We start from the raw sequence: 17,709 nt of genomic DNA on the forward strand, positions 1-17,709 counted from the left end.
CATGAAGACCGAGTCCAATTCGACAGCCCAAGGCGCCTCCCGTCCATTGCCGCTGGCCGGTGTGCGCGTGCTGGACATCAGCCAGGTGATGGCAGGGCCCTACGCCTGCATGCTGCTGGCAGATCTCGGAGCGGACGTCGTGAAGGTGGAGCCGCCTGAAGGCGGCGACCAGACCCGCGGCGCCATGGGCTTCAAGCTCAAGGGCTCGGACAGCATGGGCTTTCTGAACATGAACCGCAACAAGCGAAGCATTGCCCTGGACCTCAAGACCGCGGCGGGGCGCGAGGTGCTCTATCGGATGGTCAAGGACGCGGACATCCTGGTGGAGAACTATCGCCCGGGCGTGATGAAGCGCCTTGGCATCGACTACGAAACGCTCAGCAAGCTCAACCCCGCGTTGGTCTACGCGAGCATCTCTGGCTTCGGACAAACAGGTCCGTGGGCGAGCCGTCCGGGATTCGATCTCATGGCCCAGGCCATGTCGGGCGTGATGAGCGTGACGGGCTATCCGGATGGCCCGCCGGTCAAGGCCGGGGTGCCGGTGGCGGACATCGGTTGCGCGCTGTTTGCCACCTATGCCGTGCTGGCCGCCCATATCGGCGCGAAGGCTTCGGGTCAGGGCCAGTACATCGACGCTTCGCTGTTCGACTCCGCGATGGCGTTTTCGGTATGGGATGTGTCCGAATACTGGGGCACGGGGCGCCAGCCCGAACCCCTGGGCACGTCAAACCGCATGAGCGCGCCCTACCAGGCCATGAAGGCATCGGACCGCTACTTCGTGATGGGCGCCACCAACCAGAAGCTGTGGCAGAAGCTCTGCACCGTGATCGAGCGGCCGGAGTTGGCGCACGACCCGCGCTTTGCAACGGTGGCACTTCGGCTGGCCAATCGCCTCGTGCTCGTCGAATCGCTGGAGCAGTCATTCGCAGCCCGCAGCGCCGACGAGTGGATCGAGTACCTGCTGGGGGCCGGCATTCCGGCCGGGCCCATCCTGACCTATCCCCAGGCCTTTGAAAGCGAGCACGGCGTGCACCGCCAGATGCGCATCGAGATCGAGCACCCGGTCGAAGGAACCATTCCCAACATCGGCTTTGCCGTCAAGCTGCGCGGCACGCCCCAGCAGGTGCGACGTCCGCCCCCGCTGCTGGCCGAGCACACGCAGGAGATCCTCGAGGAACTCGGCATCGATCTGGCGCAGCGCAGGGAACTTCAGGCGAGCGGAGCCTTCGGCGCATGAGCGGGCAGGGCTGCGTCACCTTGACCATCCGCGGCGCGGTCGCGTCGGTCACCTTCGACCGGCCGTCCGCGCGCAACGCGATGACTTGGACGATGTACGAGCAGCTGGCGCGGATCTGCACGGATCTGGCGGTCCGCGGCGACGTGCGTGTGGTCACCTTCCGCGGCGCCGGTGGGCAGGCCTTCGTTGCCGGGACCGACATTGCGCAGTTCCAGGATTTCCAGAGCGGCGATGACGGAGTGGCGTACGAGCGTCGCATCGACGCGGGCATCGCCCTGATCGAAAGCCTGCCGATGCCGACGGTCGCGGCGATCGATGGTTGGGCGGTGGGCGGCGGGCTCGTGATCGCCGCCGCCTGCGATTTCCGGATAGGCACGCCGGCTTCGCGCTTTGGCGTGCCGATTGCGCGGACGCTGGGCAACACACTGTCGATGGCCAATCTCGCGCGCCTCAAGGCGGCCTTCGGGCCAGCGGTCTCCAAACGGATGCTGCTGCTGGCGGAGGTGCTCGATGCCGATCAGGCCGCCGCGAGCGGCTTCCTCCACGACATCTGCCCGGCGACGGAATTGGATGCCTCGCTGGCCGCGTTCTGCGAGCGACTGCTGGCCCTCGCGCCGGTGACGCAGCGCGTCGCGAAGGAAGGGCTGCGGCGCCTGGCCTCGGCGCACCTGCCCGATGGCGATGACCTGGTCCGGCAGTGCTACGGAAGCGCCGACTTTCACCATGGCGTGGAGGCTTTTGTGGCTCGGCGCACGCCCATATGGCAGGGAAACTAGCAAGCCATGCTTGAGCCGGCTTTGCTTGGCTCCAGAGCCGACGCTCACCTCCGCTATCGGATCATCCCGCCGGCTCGGACTCAGACATTCGCTTCAAGCTCCCGACGTTCCGGACCATCTACCCAGCAACGCATCGGCGCGCGCCACCAGCACCGAGCCCGCCCCCTCGCGCTGCCGCGCGCGCGCGGCGGCCAGCGCGTCGATCTCGGCGGACCGTGCGCCGCAGGCCTCCCCGAGCGCAACGAGGGCGCTCAACTCCAGCCATGTCGCTTGCTGCTGCGCCGCCTCGCGCCAGGCGGAACGCATCGCCTCGTGTGCCTCCACGGGCCGACCGCGGCCGATCTCGATTCGCGCCTGCAGCAGCTGCAGGTCCGGCATGTAGATGCGCTCGCCCATCTTCTCGGCCAGGGCCAGCGCTTGATCGAGCTGCGTCTGCGCCTCGACCCCATGCCCGGCGATCGTCAGCGCTTCGGCCGCGTGGCCGAGAACGCCCGAACGGCCACGCTGAAGGCCGAGCCGGGTGTCGTAGTCGTCGCCGTCCAGGATCGCAAACCTTCGGCCCGGGGTCCGAAGCAGTCGTCCGCTGCGCTCAAAGCGATCGTCCTGGGCCGGCGAACCGGAGCGCGGGCACCGGCAGTCCTGTCGCCCTCAGACTGCCAGGGTTTCAGCACATCTCGATAGTCTGGCGCAGCAACCCTGTTGGCTCGGCACTCGGTCCGACGAGGATCTCGAGCTCGCCCGCCTCGAACAAGGGCTGCAAGTCCGGCCCGAGGTAGCGCAGCTCGGCTGCCGGCAGGTCCAGCTTCACCGAGCCGGCTTCGCCGGGCATCAATCGCAGCTTCGCGTAGCCCTTGAGTTCCAGCAGCGGCCGGGTGACACGGCCCAGCTTGGCGCGAACGAACAGGAAGACAGTCTCCTCGGCCTCTCGCGCGCCGACGTTGCGCAGGTTGACGCTGATCTTCAGCGTGTCATGCTCGCGCACGCGCCGCGGCTCGGCCTGAAGCTCGTCGTAGCAAAACTGCCCGTAGGTCAAGCCGTGACCGAAGGCATACAGCGGCGTGTTGTCGACGTCCAGGTACTTGCTCGTGAAGTGGTCAGCGGGATTCTTCGGCCGGCCGCTGGGACGCTGGCCGAAGTAGATCGGCACCTGTCCGACGGCCCGTGGCCAACTCATCGGCGTGCGACCGCCAGGCGATACCCGGCCCGTGACCACGTCGGCGATCGCGTGGCCAGCTTCGACACCGAGGAACCACGCGGCCAGCAGCGCATCGGCGTGTTCGGACAGCCAGGGGACGACGAGCGGGCGGCCCGAAAACAAGATCGCGACGACGGGGATGCCGAGCACGCGCGCACGCGCCGTCACCGCTTCGGCCAGAGCCTGCTGTCGACCGGGAAGCGCAGGCGTGGCGCGGCTCGCCGCCTCGCCGCTCATCGAGGCACGCTCGCCCAGGCACAGCAGGACGGCGTCGACGCCGTCGCAAAGCAGGACAGCAGCTTCGATGCCGCTTTCGTCGTCGTCCTCGATGGCGACGCCGGGTGCATGGCGTATGTCGGTCTGCGGCAGCGCGGCGCGCAGGCCGGCCAGCACGCTGATGGCCGGCTCGTGTTCCCCGGCACCCCACCACGGACCTTTCATCTCGGTGCTTGCATCGGCCAGCGGGCCGATGACACACAGCGCCTTCGCCGCGGCGGGCAAGGGCAGGGTGTCGCGCTCGTTCTTCAGCATGACGACGGCCCTGCGCGCGACGTCGCGCGCCAGCGCGTGCCGCTCGGCGACGACTGCCTCGGGCTCCGGTGTTGCCCCACGGCGGTAGGGGTCGTCGAACAGGCCGAGCGCCTCCTTGAGCCGCAACACGCGCCGCACGCATGCGTCAATCTCTTCGATCGTCACCCGGCCCTGCTCGAGCGCGATCGGCAGACCCTTGCGATACGCGTCGGCCATCATGTCGATGTCGACGCCGGCCTTCAGCGCCAGCACCGCAGCATCGACGAGATCGGCGGCGACCCCGTGCTTGATCAATTCCGCGATCGCGTTGTAGTCGCTGACAATGACGCCGTCGAAGCCCATCTCGCCGCGCAGCCAGCCACGCAGCAAGGGGATGTGCGCTGTCATCGGCACGCCATTGAGATCGGTGAAGGCGGGCATCAACGTCGCGACGCCGGCGCGGACGGCCGATGCGAAGCCCGGCAGATACACCTCGCGCAAGGTGCGCTCGGAGATGTCCACGGCGGCGTACTCCCGTCCCGCGGTGACCGCGCCATACGCGACGAAATGCTTCGCACATGCGGCCATCGATTCGGCCGACGACAGGTCGTTTCCCTGGAAGCCGCGCACCTTGGCCTGCGCGATGCGCGCGTTGAGCCAGGGGTCTTCGCCTGGGCCTTCCGCGGTGCGGCCCCAGCGGGGATCGCGCGATACGTCGAGCATCGGCGCGAATGTCATCGCCAGACCTTCGGCTGCGCCTTCGCGCGCGGCTTCGCGCGCCGTGCGCCCCCAGAGGTCTTCGTCGAAGATGCCCGCCTCCGCGAGCGGGATCGGAAAGAGCGTGCGATGGCCGTGGATGATGTCCAGGCCGATCAGCAGCGGAATGCCGAGCCGTGACTTCTCGACGGCCAGTCGCTGCATCTCGTGCACGGGCCCGGCTCCGACCATGTTCAGCAGATTGCCGATCGTGCCGTCGATGATCGACTGCGTGGAGTCCCCCGCGATCACCGGCCCGGTGACCGTGTAGCCGGAGGCAGTCATCGTAAGCTGGCCCAGCTTTTCGGATAGCGTCATCCGGGCCATGAGGGTGTCGATGCGACTCATAGGAGACTTCGAAGCAGAACCCAAGGGAGCCTGATGATGGCATGCTGCGGGGGGCCATCGGTCGCTTGGCGCCGATGACTCTATGAAACCAAACGTGACACACCAAGTCACGAGGACAGGAGGCGTTCGTGTTGAAGGATGACAGGAACCCAGGGGCACTGGCGGCCCTGCCCGATGAAGCCTTGATCGAGGCCGTGCAGCGCCAGACCTTCCGCTATTTCTGGGACGGTGCGGATGCAGCCAGCGGTCTGGCGCTCGACCGCCGCACGCTCGTCGGCCTCACAGGCGAAGACAGGGCCGACGAGCGGGTGGCGATTGGTGGCTCGGGCTTCGGCGTCATGGCCTTGATCGTCGCGGTCGAGCGCGGCTGGGTCACGCGAGACGCAGCCCTGGATCGCCTGCGGCGCATGCTGGTCGCCTTGTTCCGCGCCACGCGCTTCCACGGTGCCTACCCGCACTTCATGGACGGCGCCAGCGGCAGGGCGATCCCGATGAGCCCCAAGGACGATGCGGGCGATCTGGTCGAGACCTCGTTCCTCGTCATGGGTCTGCTGTGCGCGCGCCAGTACTTCAGCGAGGACACGGCTGCGGAGCGCCGACTGCGAAGCGACATCGACACGCTGTGGCACGACGTCGAATGGGACTGGTTCACCCGGGGCGGACGGGATGTTCTGTACTGGCACTGGAGCCCGAACCACGGCTGGGCGATGAACCATCCAGTGCGCGGCTGGGACGAGTGCCTCATGACGTACCTGCTGGCCGCGGCCGCGCCGCGCCATGCGATCGATCCGCGGGTCTACCACAGCGGCTACGCGGCGGGGCGGGGCTTTGTCAACGGCCGGTCGTACTACGGCATCGAGTTGCCGCTGGGCATGCCGTACGGCGGTCCGCTGTTCTTCACGCATTACTCGTTCTGCGGCCTCCATCCGCGCGGCCTGAAGGATCGCTACGCCGACTACTGGGATCTCAACTGCCGCCACCTGCGGATCAACCGCGCGCATTGCGTCGTCAATCCGCACGGCCACCGTGGCTACGGCGAAACGTGCTGGGGCCTGACCGCCAGCGACGACCCCGACGGCTACCTCGCGCACGCGCCGGACATCGACAACGGCACCATCTCGCCGACGGCCGCGCTGGCCAGCCTGCCGTATGCGCCCGCCGAGGTGATGCAGGTGCTGCGGCATTTCCTCACCGTGCATGGCGCGCGACTGTGGAGGGACTACGGCTTCGTCGATGCGTTCTGCGAGCAGCGCGACTGGTTCGCAGAGACCTATCTGGCCATCGACCAGGGCCCGATCGTCGTGATGATGGAGAACCATCGGACGGGCCTTCTGTGGAAGCTGTTCATGAGCGTGCCCGAAGTGCAGGCCGGGCTGCGTGCCCTGGACTTCAGCAGCCCGCATCTCGGGGCGCCTGCACCGTGACCTTCAGCGTGGCGAGCCAGCAAGACCCGGCTTTCGAGTCCTGGCTCGAAACACAGCTCGGCCATTCGACGCGTGGGATGCTGTCCAGCGTCTCGCCGGTGTCGATCGTCAAGCATCGCCCAGGCTTCGGTCAGACCGTGCGTCCGATCGCCGGCGCCATCGTCGCGTCGCCCGTACTGGGCGGCTACGACCCGGACCCGGACTACTTCTTTCATTGGTTCCGCGACTCGGCCGTCGTCATCGATGCACTGCGCCTGCTGTACGTCGACCGACGCGTCGGCGACGAAGCCCTGCAGCATCTGCGCGACTTCACTCGCTTCAGCCTTGACTTGAGCCGACTCGACGGCCGCGCGATGGCCGCGGTGCCGGACCGCAGGGCGCGCGTGATCCCCGAATTCCTGCAGTACCTGCGCGAGGACCTGGACCTCGCGAGCGCCTACGGCGATGCCGTTGCCGCCGAGACGCGGGTGAACCCCGACGGAACGCTCGATGTCGCCCGATGGTCGCGCCCCCAGCACGATGGGCCGCCACTGCGCGCACTGGCGCTTCTGCGCTGGGTGGACGGCGGGCACCTCGACGCGGCCCTGTTGGCGGAGGTCACTGCCCTGATCCGCTTCGACATCGACTTCACGCTGCGTTACTGGCGCGAGCCGTCGTTTGACATCTGGGAGGAGGAAAGCGGCCATCACTACTACACGCTGCGCGTCTCGGCGGCCGCGCTCGCGGAAGGCGCAGCTTGGCTGCAGGGCGTGGGCGACACGGCACAGGCGCAGCGCTGTTGGGAGGAGTCGCGGGCCGTGCTCCGCCTGCTTGACGACTTCTGGGTCAATGAACATGACGACCGGTCCGACGATCGCGACGCGACGCGTGGCTACTACCGTTCACGCGAGCTGGCGGACGGCAGTCCCAGTCCGAAGGCGTTGGACATCGCGGTGATCCTGTCGGCGATCCACAGCCTCGGCACAGAGGTCAGGCATTGCCCGGCCGATCCACGCATGCAGGCCACGCTGGCGCGACTCGACGCGCTGTTCGATGCGATCTATCCGATCAACCACGCCCGTGCGGCCGGCCGTGGCCCGGCGATGGGCCGTTACGCCGCCGACGTGTACTACTCCGGCGGCGCGTACTACTTCTCGACGCTCGGTGCCGCCGAGTTCTGCTTCCGCGTCGCGGCGCTGGGTGGCGATGCACCCCGTTGGCTTGAGCGCGGCGACGCCTACCTGGCCACCGTACGCGCCTACACGCCGGCCAGTGGTGATCTGTCGGAGCAGTTCGATCGGCGCAGCGGCGCGCAGACCTCGGCAAAGCAACTGGCCTGGAGCCACGCCGCGTTCATTTCGTGTGTCTCGGCGCGCCGTATCGCGGCCACCGCTTGTCAGGCGTCGCAGCGGTGATGAGCGCAACGTCGCAGAACGATGTCGAGCCGGTTGCGAGGACCGGCGTCTTCCGTCAGGTTCGCGAGTTGCTCGGCGCCTTGCGAGTGTCGCCGGTCGGGAAAACGCTGGTCGCGCTGATGAGCGGAATCGTCGTGGTCATCGCGCTCACGGCGTATGGACAGCTCGAGCTCAATAGCTGGAACAAGCCGTTCTACGACGCGATCTCACGTCGCGACCTGAGCGACTTCATCGTTCAGGTCGGCGTCTTCGCGGTGATTGCGGGCGTGCTGTTGGTCTTGAACGTCGCGCAGAGGTGGCTCGGCGAAACCTTGCAACTGAAGTTGCGCGATGCCGTGGTCAATGACCTCGTGGGGCTGTGGCTGCACCCGCGCCGGGCGTTCTGGCTTCAGGCCAGCGGACCCATGGGCGCCCACCCGGATCAGCGCATGCACGAAGACACGCTGAAGCTGTGCGACCTGTCGGTCGCCCTCGGCGTGGGTCTGCTGCAGGCAACGATTCTGTTCGGCAGCTTCGCGAGCGTGCTGTGGGTCCTCTCCAAGGACTTCAGCATCTTCTACGACGGCCAGGACCATGTCCTGCCGGGCTTCATGCTGTGGGCGGCGATTGTCTATGCGGTCGTTGGCTCGCTGATGACCTACTGGGTCGGCAACGGCCTGATCCTGCGCAACGCCGAGCGTTACGCGCGCGAAGGCGAATTGCGCTTCTCGCTGACCCGCATCAACGAGCATCTCGACGGCATCTCCCTGGCCGGTGGCGAGGCCGACGAGAAGCGTCGCGTCGCCATGCATTTCGGCGACGTCTTGCGCGCCACATCGCGGGTGGTGCTCGGGCTGACCAACCTGACCTGGGTCACCGCGGGCTTCGGCTGGGTCACCATCATCGCGCCGACGCTGGTGGCCGCACCCCTCTACTTCTCGGGGAAGGTTTCGTTCGGTGGCTTGATGATGGCCGCCGCCGCCTTCACGCAGGCGCAGTCGTCGCTGCGCTGGTTCGTCGACAACTTCAGCATCATTGCCGACTGGCGCGCCACGCTGCTGCGTGTCGCCGACCTGCGTCAGATGCTGGCGTCCGATCTGGAGGCACAAGCGGGCGGCAGCCGCATCGCCTACGAGGAGAGCGAAGCCGGAACCCTCTCGATCGAAGCGCTCGAGGTTCGCGCCTGGACCGGGCACGATCGGCTGGACGCCCCGGATCTCGTCGTGCACCCCGGTCAGCGCCTGTTGATCCTCGGCACGCCGGGCACCGAGAAGACCTTGTTGTTCCGGGCGCTCGCGGGCCTCTGGCCCTGGGGCTCCGGCACCGTGCGCCGGCCCCGCGGCGAGGCGATCCACTACATGCCGCGCGGCACGCCCTACCTTCCCCGCGGCACGCTGGCCGAAGTGCTGTCGTATGCGATGGAGCCGTCGAGCTATCCGAGGGAAGCCATGGTGGCCGCGCTGGCGAGTGTGGGCCTCCAGCGGCTGGAAGAACTGCTGAACAAGACGGGTCGCTGGGAGCGCGAGCTCAGCATGGACGAGCAACTGCGGCTGGGCTTCGCCCGCGTGGTGCTGCAGGCGCCGGCCTGGCTGGTGATGGACGACGCCTTCGGCGCGTTCGACGACGACACGCTCGAATTGATCATCGACGTGCTGGACAAGCTCGCGCACACGGGCATCGTCCATATCGGCTCAGCCGGACAGGCGCACGACCGGCTGTTCACGCAGGTGGTGCATCTGGTCAAGGCGCCGACCGCCGTGCCCGAGGAGCAGCGCCCATGAGACGCCCTGTGCCAACCCCCCGTCGTGCGCGTCGCGCCCTCATTCGGCTGATTCTTGCGCTGCCCGCGTGGGCCTGGGCAGGGAATTTCGGCTTCCGACCACCGCGCGATCCTGACGATGCCACCGCCGCGGACCTGATGCGAGATCTGGCGCAGCGCATCCTGCCGGTCTACCAGGAGGCGAACACCGATGTCTTCCTTGCCAACGTGACCGCTCTGCAGATCGTCACCGGCGCCTACCGTGCGGCCTACGACAGCAGCAAGTCCCTGCGCAGCCGACGCCAGGGCAAGCCGTTCGACGATCTGACGGAGCGCGCGATCCTCGACGGCATCTATGCGCGTGCACGCGTGCTCGAAGCGGACGAGCGCCTCGGCTTCGCCGAAGCCTATGCGCGCTCGTTCCAGGAGCTGGTGTCGCCGCTCGACAATGCGCAAGCCCAGGTCATCATGGCGCGGCTCGAGACCCCGCTGGCCGTCTACAGAGAGCCACTCCGTCAAGCATTCGATCTCTGGCGCGCGAAGGGCAGCCTCCCGGAGGCCGACGCTGTGGCGCTCGTGCGCACCTGGCTTTCGTACGATTCGCGTCGCAGCTTCGGTTCGCTGCTGCCCGAATTGTTTGCGGCGGAAAACCGCAGCCGCTACGTGGCGCAGGCCGACGTCCGGATTCCCGTGCGTGGGGGCGTCATCCATGCCAGCCTGGTCCGGCCCGGCGGCGCGAATGGCGCCCTGCCGACGCTGCTGCGCTTCACGCTCGATCCCGCCGAGGACGACGCGCAGCGCAGCGCTGTCAAAGGCTACGTCGGCGTCACGGCGTACGTGCGCGGACGCACACCCGAGGGCAGGGGCGCCGTGTGGCCGTTTGTTCACGACGGCGAAGACGCTGCCGCCGTCATCGACTGGATTGCCCGGCAGCCGTGGAGCGACGGCCGCGTCGCCATGCTCGGCGACGGCTACTCCGGCTACGCCGCCTGGGCGGCCGCCCGCAGGAGACCGGCGGCACTCAAGGCCATCGCCACGATCGCGCCGATGGCGCCGGGCATCGACTTCCCGATGGCCGGGCAGATCTTCCGCAACGCCATGGTGCGCTGGGCGCTGGAGCACGCGACCCTCGAGCCGCTGCGGGCCGACATCGACGCCGACGCCGACCCGGACGCGATATGGCAGGCACTCGACGCGCGCTGGTATCGCGGCGATCGCCCGTACTGGGACATCGACCGCGTCCTGCTGGGCAGGCGCAGCAGGCTGATCCGAACCTGGCTGACGCACCCGAGTCACGATCGCTTCTGGCAGAAGTTCCTGCCGTCGGCGGAGCAGTTTGCGCGGATCGACATCCCGGTACTCAGCTTCGCCGGCTACTACGGCGCCGACGCCGGCGCGCTGTACTTTCACCACGAGCATCGTCGCCACCGACCACAGGCCGACACGACGATGCTGCTCGGCCCCTACGACGCGACCTCGATCCGGCTCGGCACGGCGGCAACGCTGCGCGGCTACACGCTCGACCCCGTCGCACGCGTCGATCTGCCCGAGCTGCGCTACCAATGGCTCGACCACATCCTGAAGGGCGCGAACAAGCCTTCTCTCCTGTTGGATCGCGTCAACTACCAGGTGATGGGCGCGGACAGGTGGCGCCATGCGCCGACGCTGGACTCGCCGGAGCGCACCCGTCTGCGCCTGTACCTCGACACCCGCGAGCGCGACGACCCGCACCGCCTGTGGCCATCGCCATCCGAAGGCGGTGGCAGCGCGCGACTCTCGGTCGATCTCGCCGATCGACGTGACGTGCACGTCCCGTGGTCGAACGCGCTGCGCGTGAAGCAACTGCCGACGCGCAACAGCATCAGCTTCGTCAGCGATCCGCTGCCCGAGGACACCGAGATCGACGGCAGCCTGCGCGGCGTGTTCGACATCACGCCCTCGCGGCAGGACGTGGACTTCAACATCTCGCTGTACGAGCAGACGGAGAGCGGTGAATACCAGCTGCTGTTCGAGCCCTACGACTTCCGCGCCAGCTACGCCGGCCATCGCGTGCGCCGCCGGCTTCTGAGGGCCGGCGAGCGTCAGTTGCTTGCGTTCACCGCCGAGCGCGTGACCGCCTGCAAGCTTGCGGCGGGCAGCCGCATCGTGCTGCTGATCGGCCTCAACAGGCGCCCCGACCGGCAGATCAACTACGGCAGCGGCAAGGACGTGAACTCGGAAACCATTGCCGACGCAAGACGGCCTGTGCGCGTGCGCTGGCATGCGCACAGCTACGTCGAGATAACGACCCCTTCGTAGGGCGCCAATACCAGGGGCACTTTGATGAATCCGGCGCGCGCGGCGTCGGTCGATGCCAGCACGATCGACTGGCGCGTTACCAACGCCTTTGACAGTGGCGTCGAGGTGGCGCCGAAGTTCAAGAGCACCACCAGCCGCTGTCCTTCGCCGTTGCGCGCATAGGCGAGCACCTCGTCCCCGGCGTCAAGAGCTTCATAGTTGCCCCGCTTCAGCGCAGGCTGCGCACGGCGCAACGCGATGAGGCGCCGGTAGAGCGCCAGCATCGACCCTGCGTCGTGTGACTGAGCTTCGACGTTGAGCGTGCGCCAGTCGTCCGCCAGGCGCAGCCACGGAGCGCCGGTCGTGAAGCCGGCGTTCGATGCGGCGCTCCACGGCATCGGCGTTCGCTGCGGGTCGCGACCCAGGCCCATGCCGGGTTTGTTCTTCTCGAACGGGTCCTGGACCTCGTCGACAGGGATGGGGACGTCCGTCATGCCGATCTCGTCGCCGTAGTAGAGGGTTGGCGTGCCGCGCAGCGTGAGCAGCAGCATGGCCGCGAGCCGCGCCATCCGCGGCCCGACGCGACTCGCGATGCGGGACTTGTCGTGATTGCCCAGCACCCAGTTCGGCTGGGCGCCGGCGGGCAAGGCGGCCTCGTAGTCGCGCACCAGCCGGTCGATGCGCGCCGCCTGCCACTCGGTCGCGATCAGCTGGAAGTTGAAGGGCAACTGCACGCCTTCGAGCACGCCCTGGGCGTTGAGTCCGTAGTAGGCGACCAGGCGCGAGAGCGGCAGGTAGAGCTCGCCGATCAGCACGCGCGACGAGTGTGTGTCGCTGAACGCATCGACCACGCGGCGCATCTCGACCACGATCTGCTGCACCTCCGGGAGGTCGGTGTTGTAGAGCATCAACCAGCGGTGAAACGGGTCCTGGCCCGGGGTGAAGTCGGGGTTCGGCGGGTTGTCGCGAAACTGCGCGTCCTTGATGATTTGCGAGAGAACGTCAACGCGGAAACCGTCGACGCCGCGCCGAAGCCAGAAGCGCAGCACCTCGTACATCGCGGCTCGCACTTCGGGGTTGCGCCAGTTGAGGTCGGGCTGCTCCTTCAGGAACGAATGGCAGTAGTACTGGCCGGTCGTCGGATCGAGGGTCCAGGCCGGGCCGCCGAAGTTGCTGAGCCAGTTGTTGGGCGGCCCGCCGTCGGGCGCCGGGTCGCGCCACAGGTACCAGTCGCGCCGCGGGTCACTGCGTGCGCTGCGGCTCTGCACGAACCACGGATGCTGGTCGGATGTATGGTTCGGCACGAAGTCCAGGATGACCCTGAGCCCCCGTGAATGGGCATCGCCTACCAAGGCATCGAAGCCGTCCAGCGTTCCGAAGTGTGGGTCGATGCCACAAAAGTCGGAAATGTCGTACCCGAAGTCCGCCATCGGCGAGGGATAGATCGGCGAGATCCACACGGCGTCAATGCCGAGCGAGGCGAGATAGTCGAGCCGCGCGCGGATTCCATCGAGGTCGCCAATGCCATCGCCGTCGCTATCCTGGAACGAGCGCGGGTAGATCTGATAGACGATTCCGTTCTTCCACCACGTGTCGGCCGACATCCCGGTCCTTTCGCCTTCAGTATCGATCGCGTCCATTTTCTCCAGAAAGTGCAGTACATGATCAATAGCCTCCGGTACAAGAACTCCGCCGTGATTGCGTCTCGGTGGAGGCCTTCATGGGCTCCGACGGCCTCATCAAGTCCGAGGACAGTGTCATCAACGGCAGCAACGTGAGGCTGAATTCCGACGGGACCACGGGACCTTCACCGTCTTCTTCGGCTCGAAGGATCTCTGCGGTGACCGACCGAACCGAGTCGAGCCGCCTTGTTGACAGCAGCGCTGATGAACCCAGCGCCGCGTGCGATGGCCTGTCATCAACGAGCACCAAATTGGTCTATCCTGTCCTTCCCATCGTTTCACAGGAGGGTGCGAAATGACGGATCCCACAGCGCCGGCGGGGAACGCTGCCTCTGCGCCGGTTGAAGCGCAGGCCGAAGAACAGGCGATCCGCGAGCGGGTGCGCGAACTGACCGCGCAGATGCTGGCGGGCGGTCGCCTCGACACCGAGGGCGTCAAGGAAGTCGTGCGGACCATGAGCGGCGGCGTGTCGAAGCCGCCGCTTGAGGGCTCGCAGGAACGCGAGGCCTTCGCGGAGGCGATCCGCGGCCTTGATGAGGCGCTGCACGCTTCATCGCTGGCGACCCACGCGGCACTGCAGGCGCTGGCGGCGCGCGGCAAGGAGTTTTCCGACAACGATCTGAAGAATGCGTTCGCGGCCCTGCAGGTACTGCAGCAGGACTACGTCGCGGTCGCCGACCGGATTGCCGATGCCACCACCGGCAACCTGCGCCGTGAACTCGTCGATCTCTCGCTGCACGCTCAGCGTGTCGGCGCAGATGCCGGCGTGCGCTTCGCACAGGTGATGAGCGAATTCGCCAATCGCATCGGCTCGTATCGCGCGGGCTCGGCGCCCGGGATCGACTCCGTGCGCCAGTACGGCGCCAACATGACGATGCTCACCAGCGGGCTGCTTGCCGGATTCGCAGACGCGCTGCGCCAGCAGTCAGAAATGAAGAAAGCGAAGTAGGTCGTGCGCGAGGCCAGTGCGGTGCGTGACCTGCCGCGCCTCCACGAGATCAGCCTGGTATTCATCCGCCACGGACTCGGCGATCTCGTGCGGCGGCTCGGCGTCGCCTCGCTCCTGGAGCGCGCTGGCGAAATACTCCATTGGGGCCAAGTGACGCACAGTGCGCAGCTCGAGCCGCAACAGCGACTGCGTCTCGCTCTCGAAGAGCTCGGCCCCACCTTCATCAAGCTGGGACAGATGCTCTCGCTGCGCGAGGATCTGCTTCCACCGAAGTGGACAACGGAACTCGCGCGCCTGCGCAGTAACGCGGCGCCGGTGCCGTTTGAACAGATCCTGCCGGTGATTGAGCGATCGCTCGGCATGCCGCACGCGGAAGCCTTCGTCGATCTCGAAGAGGAGCCGACGGGGGCCGCCTCCATCGCGCAAGTACATCGCGCGCGATTGCACGACGGCCGCGCAGTCGTGTTGAAGATCCGCCGCCCCGGCATCGAAGCCAAGGTAGAGGCCGACCTGCGGCTGCTGTCGCATCTCGCGCAGTTCGTCGAAAAGGAAGTACCCGAGGTGCGCCGCTATCAGCCGGTGCACGTCGTCGAAGAGTTTCGCCGCTCGACAATGCGCGAGCTGGATCTCGCCACCGAGGCGCACAACATCGAGCGCTTTGAACGCAACTTCCGGGGCGAGCCACACGTCCTGATCCCCCACGTCTTCCCGCAGTGGACCAGCGAAGTGATGAACGTGCAGGAGCACATCGACGGCATCAGCGCCGAGGACCTGGCCGCGGTGGAGCGTGCCGGACTCGATCTCAAGTTGCTCGCAGAGCGCGGCGTTGACAACGTGCTCAAGATGATTCTCGAGCATGGCTTCTTCCAGGCCGATCCGCACCCCGGAAACGTGATCTACCTGCCTGGCAATCGCATCGCGATGATCGACTTCGGCATGACCGGCAGGCTGTCGCTTGGGCGCCGCAATCAGATCATGGATTTACTTGCCGGGATCACGCGCCGCGACAGCGAGCCGATGGTCGACGTGCTGCTCGACTGGGCCGGTGCAGAGGCGGTCGATGAAGAAAGGCTCGCCGCCGACGTCGACGAACTCGTGGCCGATTACGGTGACCTGCCAGTCAAGGACATGCGCATCGGCGAATTGATCGGTCGAATCACGGCGATGCTGCGAACGCACGGCATCGTGCTGCCATCCGACCTCACGCTGATGTTCAAGGCGCTGATCACATTGGAAGGCTCCGGAAGAAAATACGATCCGGAGTTTGTGCTCGCCGACCGGCTGAAGCCCTATGTCGAGCGCGCGCTCGCCGCGCGCTACGCGCCGGCGGAATGGGGGCGCCGTGGTGGCGCGGGCATCGGCCAGTTTCTCGATCTGATGCGAGCCATGCCGCGCGACCTTGCGCGGCTGCTCAAGGATGCGCGCCACGGCCGCCTGCGCATGGATCTCGATCTGAAACGGCTCGACATCTTCGTGCTCAAGCTCGACCGTACGATCAACCGCATCACCATCGGCATCATGACCGCCTCGGTCGTCATCGGCTCATCGATCGTGATGACGGTCACCTCCGGTCCGCAAGTCTTCGGCATCCCGATCTTCACGGTGCTTGGCTCGTTTGGCTATCTGCTCGCATTCGTGAACAGCGTGTGGGTCGTGCTGTCGATTTGGCGTACGCGATCGCACTGAGAGCGGCCAGCTGCTTGGGGCGCGATTGACAGGCAGCTTTGGCCGGCACGATCGATCTATGTCCATAAGGTCGTCGCCGACGATTCCGCGCCCCTTGAAGTTGCCGACGCCCTGTGCTCCACATCTCGTCGGTGGTCAATGAGCCGTCGCCCCGCACGAGATGCGAAATGACGAGTGTCTTTGCTCCGGCAGCGGCCATGATCCTCCAAACGCCCTCGAACACCGTGTGGCTCGAAAAAATCGTCCAAGCGCGATGGAACCACGAATGACTTCATCACTAATGCGAGTCGCAGCACGCCGCCCATGAAGCCATTGCCCTGCTAGTGCTGATCGAGTTGCTCGTCGCCTGCGCGACGCCCTGGGCCACTGAAGCTACAAAGGTTCGACAGATACAGCCAGAGGCATACAGCCCATGCAACTACTTGGTCGTGATGGAAGTCCCGGGTAGCTTCGTCTATTCGAGTCTTCCTGAAGCCAAACGCGACATGCTCGCCACGATTCGCAATGAGACTGCGCGACTGGGGGGAAATGCATACTTCCTTGCGCTCCTAGTTGTCGAACGAGGCTTCAGTCTGCCCCTATGGTCGATCGCCGACCTTTCGCCCCTCACCGTACCAGGGCGCCGCCGGCCAACCAGGTTTTGCCCCGCTCGTACAAGTGATCAACCTCTGGGCCAGTGAGCTGCGGCATGTCCAACTTGACCGTGTAGCCGATCTGCGTTTGGATGTACGCGAGGTGCCGATAACCCTTCGGGAATTTGGCGAGTGCTGCTTGGTCGAGCTCGATTTTTGAGGCGGGGTCGATCGGATCCACTCTGTCTTTTTCATAGATAGGCTGGCGCAACACCAGACCCCATCTGCCGCTACGCTTCTCGACGAAATCGAAAAACCGCCCGGTACAAACTACGTCGCATGGCACATTCTGCACGTTGCCACGCTGTGAAATCGTCATCTTGGTTTGTACGACGGCGCGATCGCCCACAAGGTCGATGGAGGTGCCGCCAAGAAAATGAAGAATGCTGACGCCCTTTGCCCATCCCTCCCGGGTCACTCGAATGAATTCGGCGGCAGGCCCCTGAAACCAAGTGGCCATCATCACTCCGTCGTCGTGCCAGACCGTCGCGAACCGCTCCCAGTCCCCAGCGTCTCGCCAAATTACCCAGTTTTCGACCAAATCGCGAATGGCCAGGCGGTCGAGAGTTTGGGTATCCATGAACTTCTCCAAACGGAAAATCGAATTGACATCAGTTTCTACTCCCTCAGTGGGATTCTCTGCCACAGAGCGGGCATTGGTCAGCGCCAATCTTCACCGCAACGAGGGTATCCATAGCCCCTCCCGCCCTCGCGGCCGCAAACTATCACCGACATATGCAACCGGTGCCTCGCATGAAGGAGATTCGTGTCCGCTGGCGACGCGGTCAGTTCGATCCTGAAGGCCGGGAAGTCACTGGCAGCCTGTGGCATCCCGACACGCCGATCAATCGTGAGATCGCGGAACGGATGGTGCGGGCGGGAGAAGAAGTCTGCGGCGAAGGCTCTCACTGGATCGAGGAGCGCGTGGCATAAACCTTGGAGGGACGCCATGTCGTGGCCTTGTCCATGACGGCCTTTGCCAAAGCCAGGAGTTGTCGAAAAGCAAATCCAACGTGAAGGCTGCCACGTCGTGTCGGGCGATCTGTCCCGGACGGAGCCGTCGTTGGCGGCGCTCCGGGTTCGCCGCCCAGTGCGACGCGCCATG

At 66.2% G+C, this 17,709-nt stretch carries 13 protein-coding genes; 9 read left to right on the forward strand and 4 right to left on the reverse strand.

Going from position 1 to position 17,709, the window contains the following annotated elements:
- Position 1: 1 nt before the first annotated feature.
- Positions 2–1,237, forward strand: coding sequence for a CaiB/BaiF CoA-transferase family protein (locus QTI04_RS01085; RefSeq protein ID WP_286613843.1), 1,236 nt, complete (start codon positions 2–4; stop codon positions 1,235–1,237).
- On the forward strand, positions 1,234–2,013 hold the full coding sequence (locus QTI04_RS01090; protein ID WP_286613844.1) for an enoyl-CoA hydratase/isomerase family protein: 780 nt from the start codon (positions 1,234–1,236) through the stop codon (positions 2,011–2,013). Before QTI04_RS01085 ends, QTI04_RS01090 begins: the two co-directional genes overlap by 4 nt.
- Positions 2,014–2,106: 93 nt before the next feature.
- On the opposite strand, the gene QTI04_RS01095 is transcribed toward QTI04_RS01090, so the two are convergent.
- Positions 2,107–2,409, reverse strand: a complete 303-nt coding sequence (locus QTI04_RS01095; protein WP_286613845.1) for a hypothetical protein — start codon at positions 2,407–2,409, stop codon at positions 2,107–2,109.
- Between the two features lie 268 nt (positions 2,410–2,677).
- Entirely contained in the window at positions 2,678–4,822 is a 2,145-nt protein-coding gene (locus QTI04_RS01100) for a glycoside hydrolase family 3 N-terminal domain-containing protein (protein WP_286613846.1), read from the reverse strand.
- Positions 4,823–4,950: 128 nt separating this feature from the next.
- Here QTI04_RS01100 and QTI04_RS01105 point away from each other — a divergent pair, with 128 nt between their 5' ends.
- The 4 genes from QTI04_RS01105 to QTI04_RS01120 are packed head-to-tail and all read left to right on the forward strand — an operon-like array spanning position 4,951 to position 11,676.
- Positions 4,951–6,246: a glucoamylase family protein gene (locus QTI04_RS01105; protein ID WP_286613847.1), complete on the forward strand. Its 1,296-nt coding sequence runs from the start codon at positions 4,951–4,953 to the stop codon at positions 6,244–6,246.
- Positions 6,243–7,640, forward strand: coding sequence for a glycoside hydrolase family 15 protein (locus QTI04_RS01110; RefSeq protein ID WP_286613848.1), 1,398 nt, complete (start codon positions 6,243–6,245; stop codon positions 7,638–7,640). The genes QTI04_RS01105 and QTI04_RS01110 overlap by 4 nt, the downstream gene beginning before the upstream one ends.
- Complete coding sequence (locus QTI04_RS01115; RefSeq protein ID WP_286605159.1) at positions 7,640–9,400, forward strand: ABC transporter ATP-binding protein/permease; 1,761 nt, start codon at positions 7,640–7,642, stop codon at positions 9,398–9,400. The genes QTI04_RS01110 and QTI04_RS01115 overlap by 1 nt, the downstream gene beginning before the upstream one ends.
- Positions 9,397–11,676, forward strand: coding sequence for a CocE/NonD family hydrolase (locus QTI04_RS01120; protein WP_286613849.1), 2,280 nt, complete (start codon positions 9,397–9,399; stop codon positions 11,674–11,676). Before QTI04_RS01115 ends, QTI04_RS01120 begins: the two co-directional genes overlap by 4 nt.
- On the opposite strand, the gene QTI04_RS01125 is transcribed toward QTI04_RS01120, so the two are convergent.
- Positions 11,649–13,259 carry an alpha-amylase family glycosyl hydrolase gene (locus QTI04_RS01125; protein ID WP_286614142.1) on the reverse strand — a complete coding sequence of 537 codons (1,611 nt, stop codon included), beginning with the start codon at positions 13,257–13,259 and terminating at the stop codon, positions 11,649–11,651. The genes QTI04_RS01120 and QTI04_RS01125 overlap by 28 nt on opposite strands.
- Before the next feature lie 373 nt (positions 13,260–13,632).
- Here QTI04_RS01125 and QTI04_RS01130 point away from each other — a divergent pair, with 373 nt between their 5' ends.
- Both QTI04_RS01130 and QTI04_RS01135 read left to right on the forward strand, forming a co-directional pair.
- On the forward strand, positions 13,633–14,286 hold the full coding sequence (locus QTI04_RS01130) for a DUF6781 family protein (RefSeq protein ID WP_286605156.1): 654 nt from the start codon (positions 13,633–13,635) through the stop codon (positions 14,284–14,286).
- 3 nt (positions 14,287–14,289) lie between these two features.
- A complete protein-coding gene (locus QTI04_RS01135; protein ID WP_286613850.1) occupies positions 14,290–15,972 on the forward strand; it encodes an AarF/ABC1/UbiB kinase family protein in 1,683 nt (560 codons plus the stop codon).
- Between the two features lie 606 nt (positions 15,973–16,578).
- Here QTI04_RS01135 and QTI04_RS01140 read toward each other — a convergent pair.
- Positions 16,579–17,184, reverse strand: a complete 606-nt coding sequence (locus tag QTI04_RS01140; protein WP_286613851.1) for a nuclear transport factor 2 family protein — start codon at positions 17,182–17,184, stop codon at positions 16,579–16,581.
- A 173-nt stretch (positions 17,185–17,357) separates the two neighbouring features.
- Between QTI04_RS01140 and QTI04_RS01145 the strand changes: the two genes are divergently transcribed.
- Positions 17,358–17,537 carry a hypothetical protein gene (locus QTI04_RS01145; protein ID WP_286613852.1) on the forward strand — a complete coding sequence of 60 codons (180 nt, stop codon included), beginning with the start codon at positions 17,358–17,360 and terminating at the stop codon, positions 17,535–17,537.
- Positions 17,538–17,709: the final 172 nt, after the last annotated feature.

Origin of the sequence: Variovorax sp. J22R115 (genome assembly GCF_030317005.1) — a bacterium.
Lineage (GTDB): Bacteria > Pseudomonadota > Gammaproteobacteria > Burkholderiales > Burkholderiaceae_C > Variovorax.

Bases quoted from the DNA above. Each gene is read 5' to 3' on its own strand.
- QTI04_RS01100 (WP_286613846.1), bottom strand. From the start codon at position 4,822: ATGAGTCGCATCGACACCCTCATGGCCCGGATGACGCTATCCGAAAAG.
- QTI04_RS01115 (WP_286605159.1), top strand. From the start codon at position 7,640: ATGAGCGCAACGTCGCAGAACGATGTCGAGCCGGTTGCGAGGACCGGC.
- QTI04_RS01090 (WP_286613844.1), top strand. From the start codon at position 1,234: ATGAGCGGGCAGGGCTGCGTCACCTTGACCATCCGCGGCGCGGTCGCG.
- QTI04_RS01145 (WP_286613852.1), top strand. From the start codon at position 17,358: ATGAAGGAGATTCGTGTCCGCTGGCGACGCGGTCAGTTCGATCCTGAA.
- QTI04_RS01095 (WP_286613845.1), bottom strand. From the start codon at position 2,409: ATGGGCGAGCGCATCTACATGCCGGACCTGCAGCTGCTGCAGGCGCGA.
- QTI04_RS01120 (WP_286613849.1), top strand. From the start codon at position 9,397: ATGAGACGCCCTGTGCCAACCCCCCGTCGTGCGCGTCGCGCCCTCATT.
- QTI04_RS01125 (WP_286614142.1), bottom strand. From the start codon at position 13,259: ATGTCGGCCGACACGTGGTGGAAGAACGGAATCGTCTATCAGATCTAC.
- QTI04_RS01085 (WP_286613843.1), top strand. From the start codon at position 2: ATGAAGACCGAGTCCAATTCGACAGCCCAAGGCGCCTCCCGTCCATTG.
- QTI04_RS01130 (WP_286605156.1), top strand. From the start codon at position 13,633: ATGACGGATCCCACAGCGCCGGCGGGGAACGCTGCCTCTGCGCCGGTT.
- QTI04_RS01140 (WP_286613851.1), bottom strand. From the start codon at position 17,184: ATGGATACCCAAACTCTCGACCGCCTGGCCATTCGCGATTTGGTCGAA.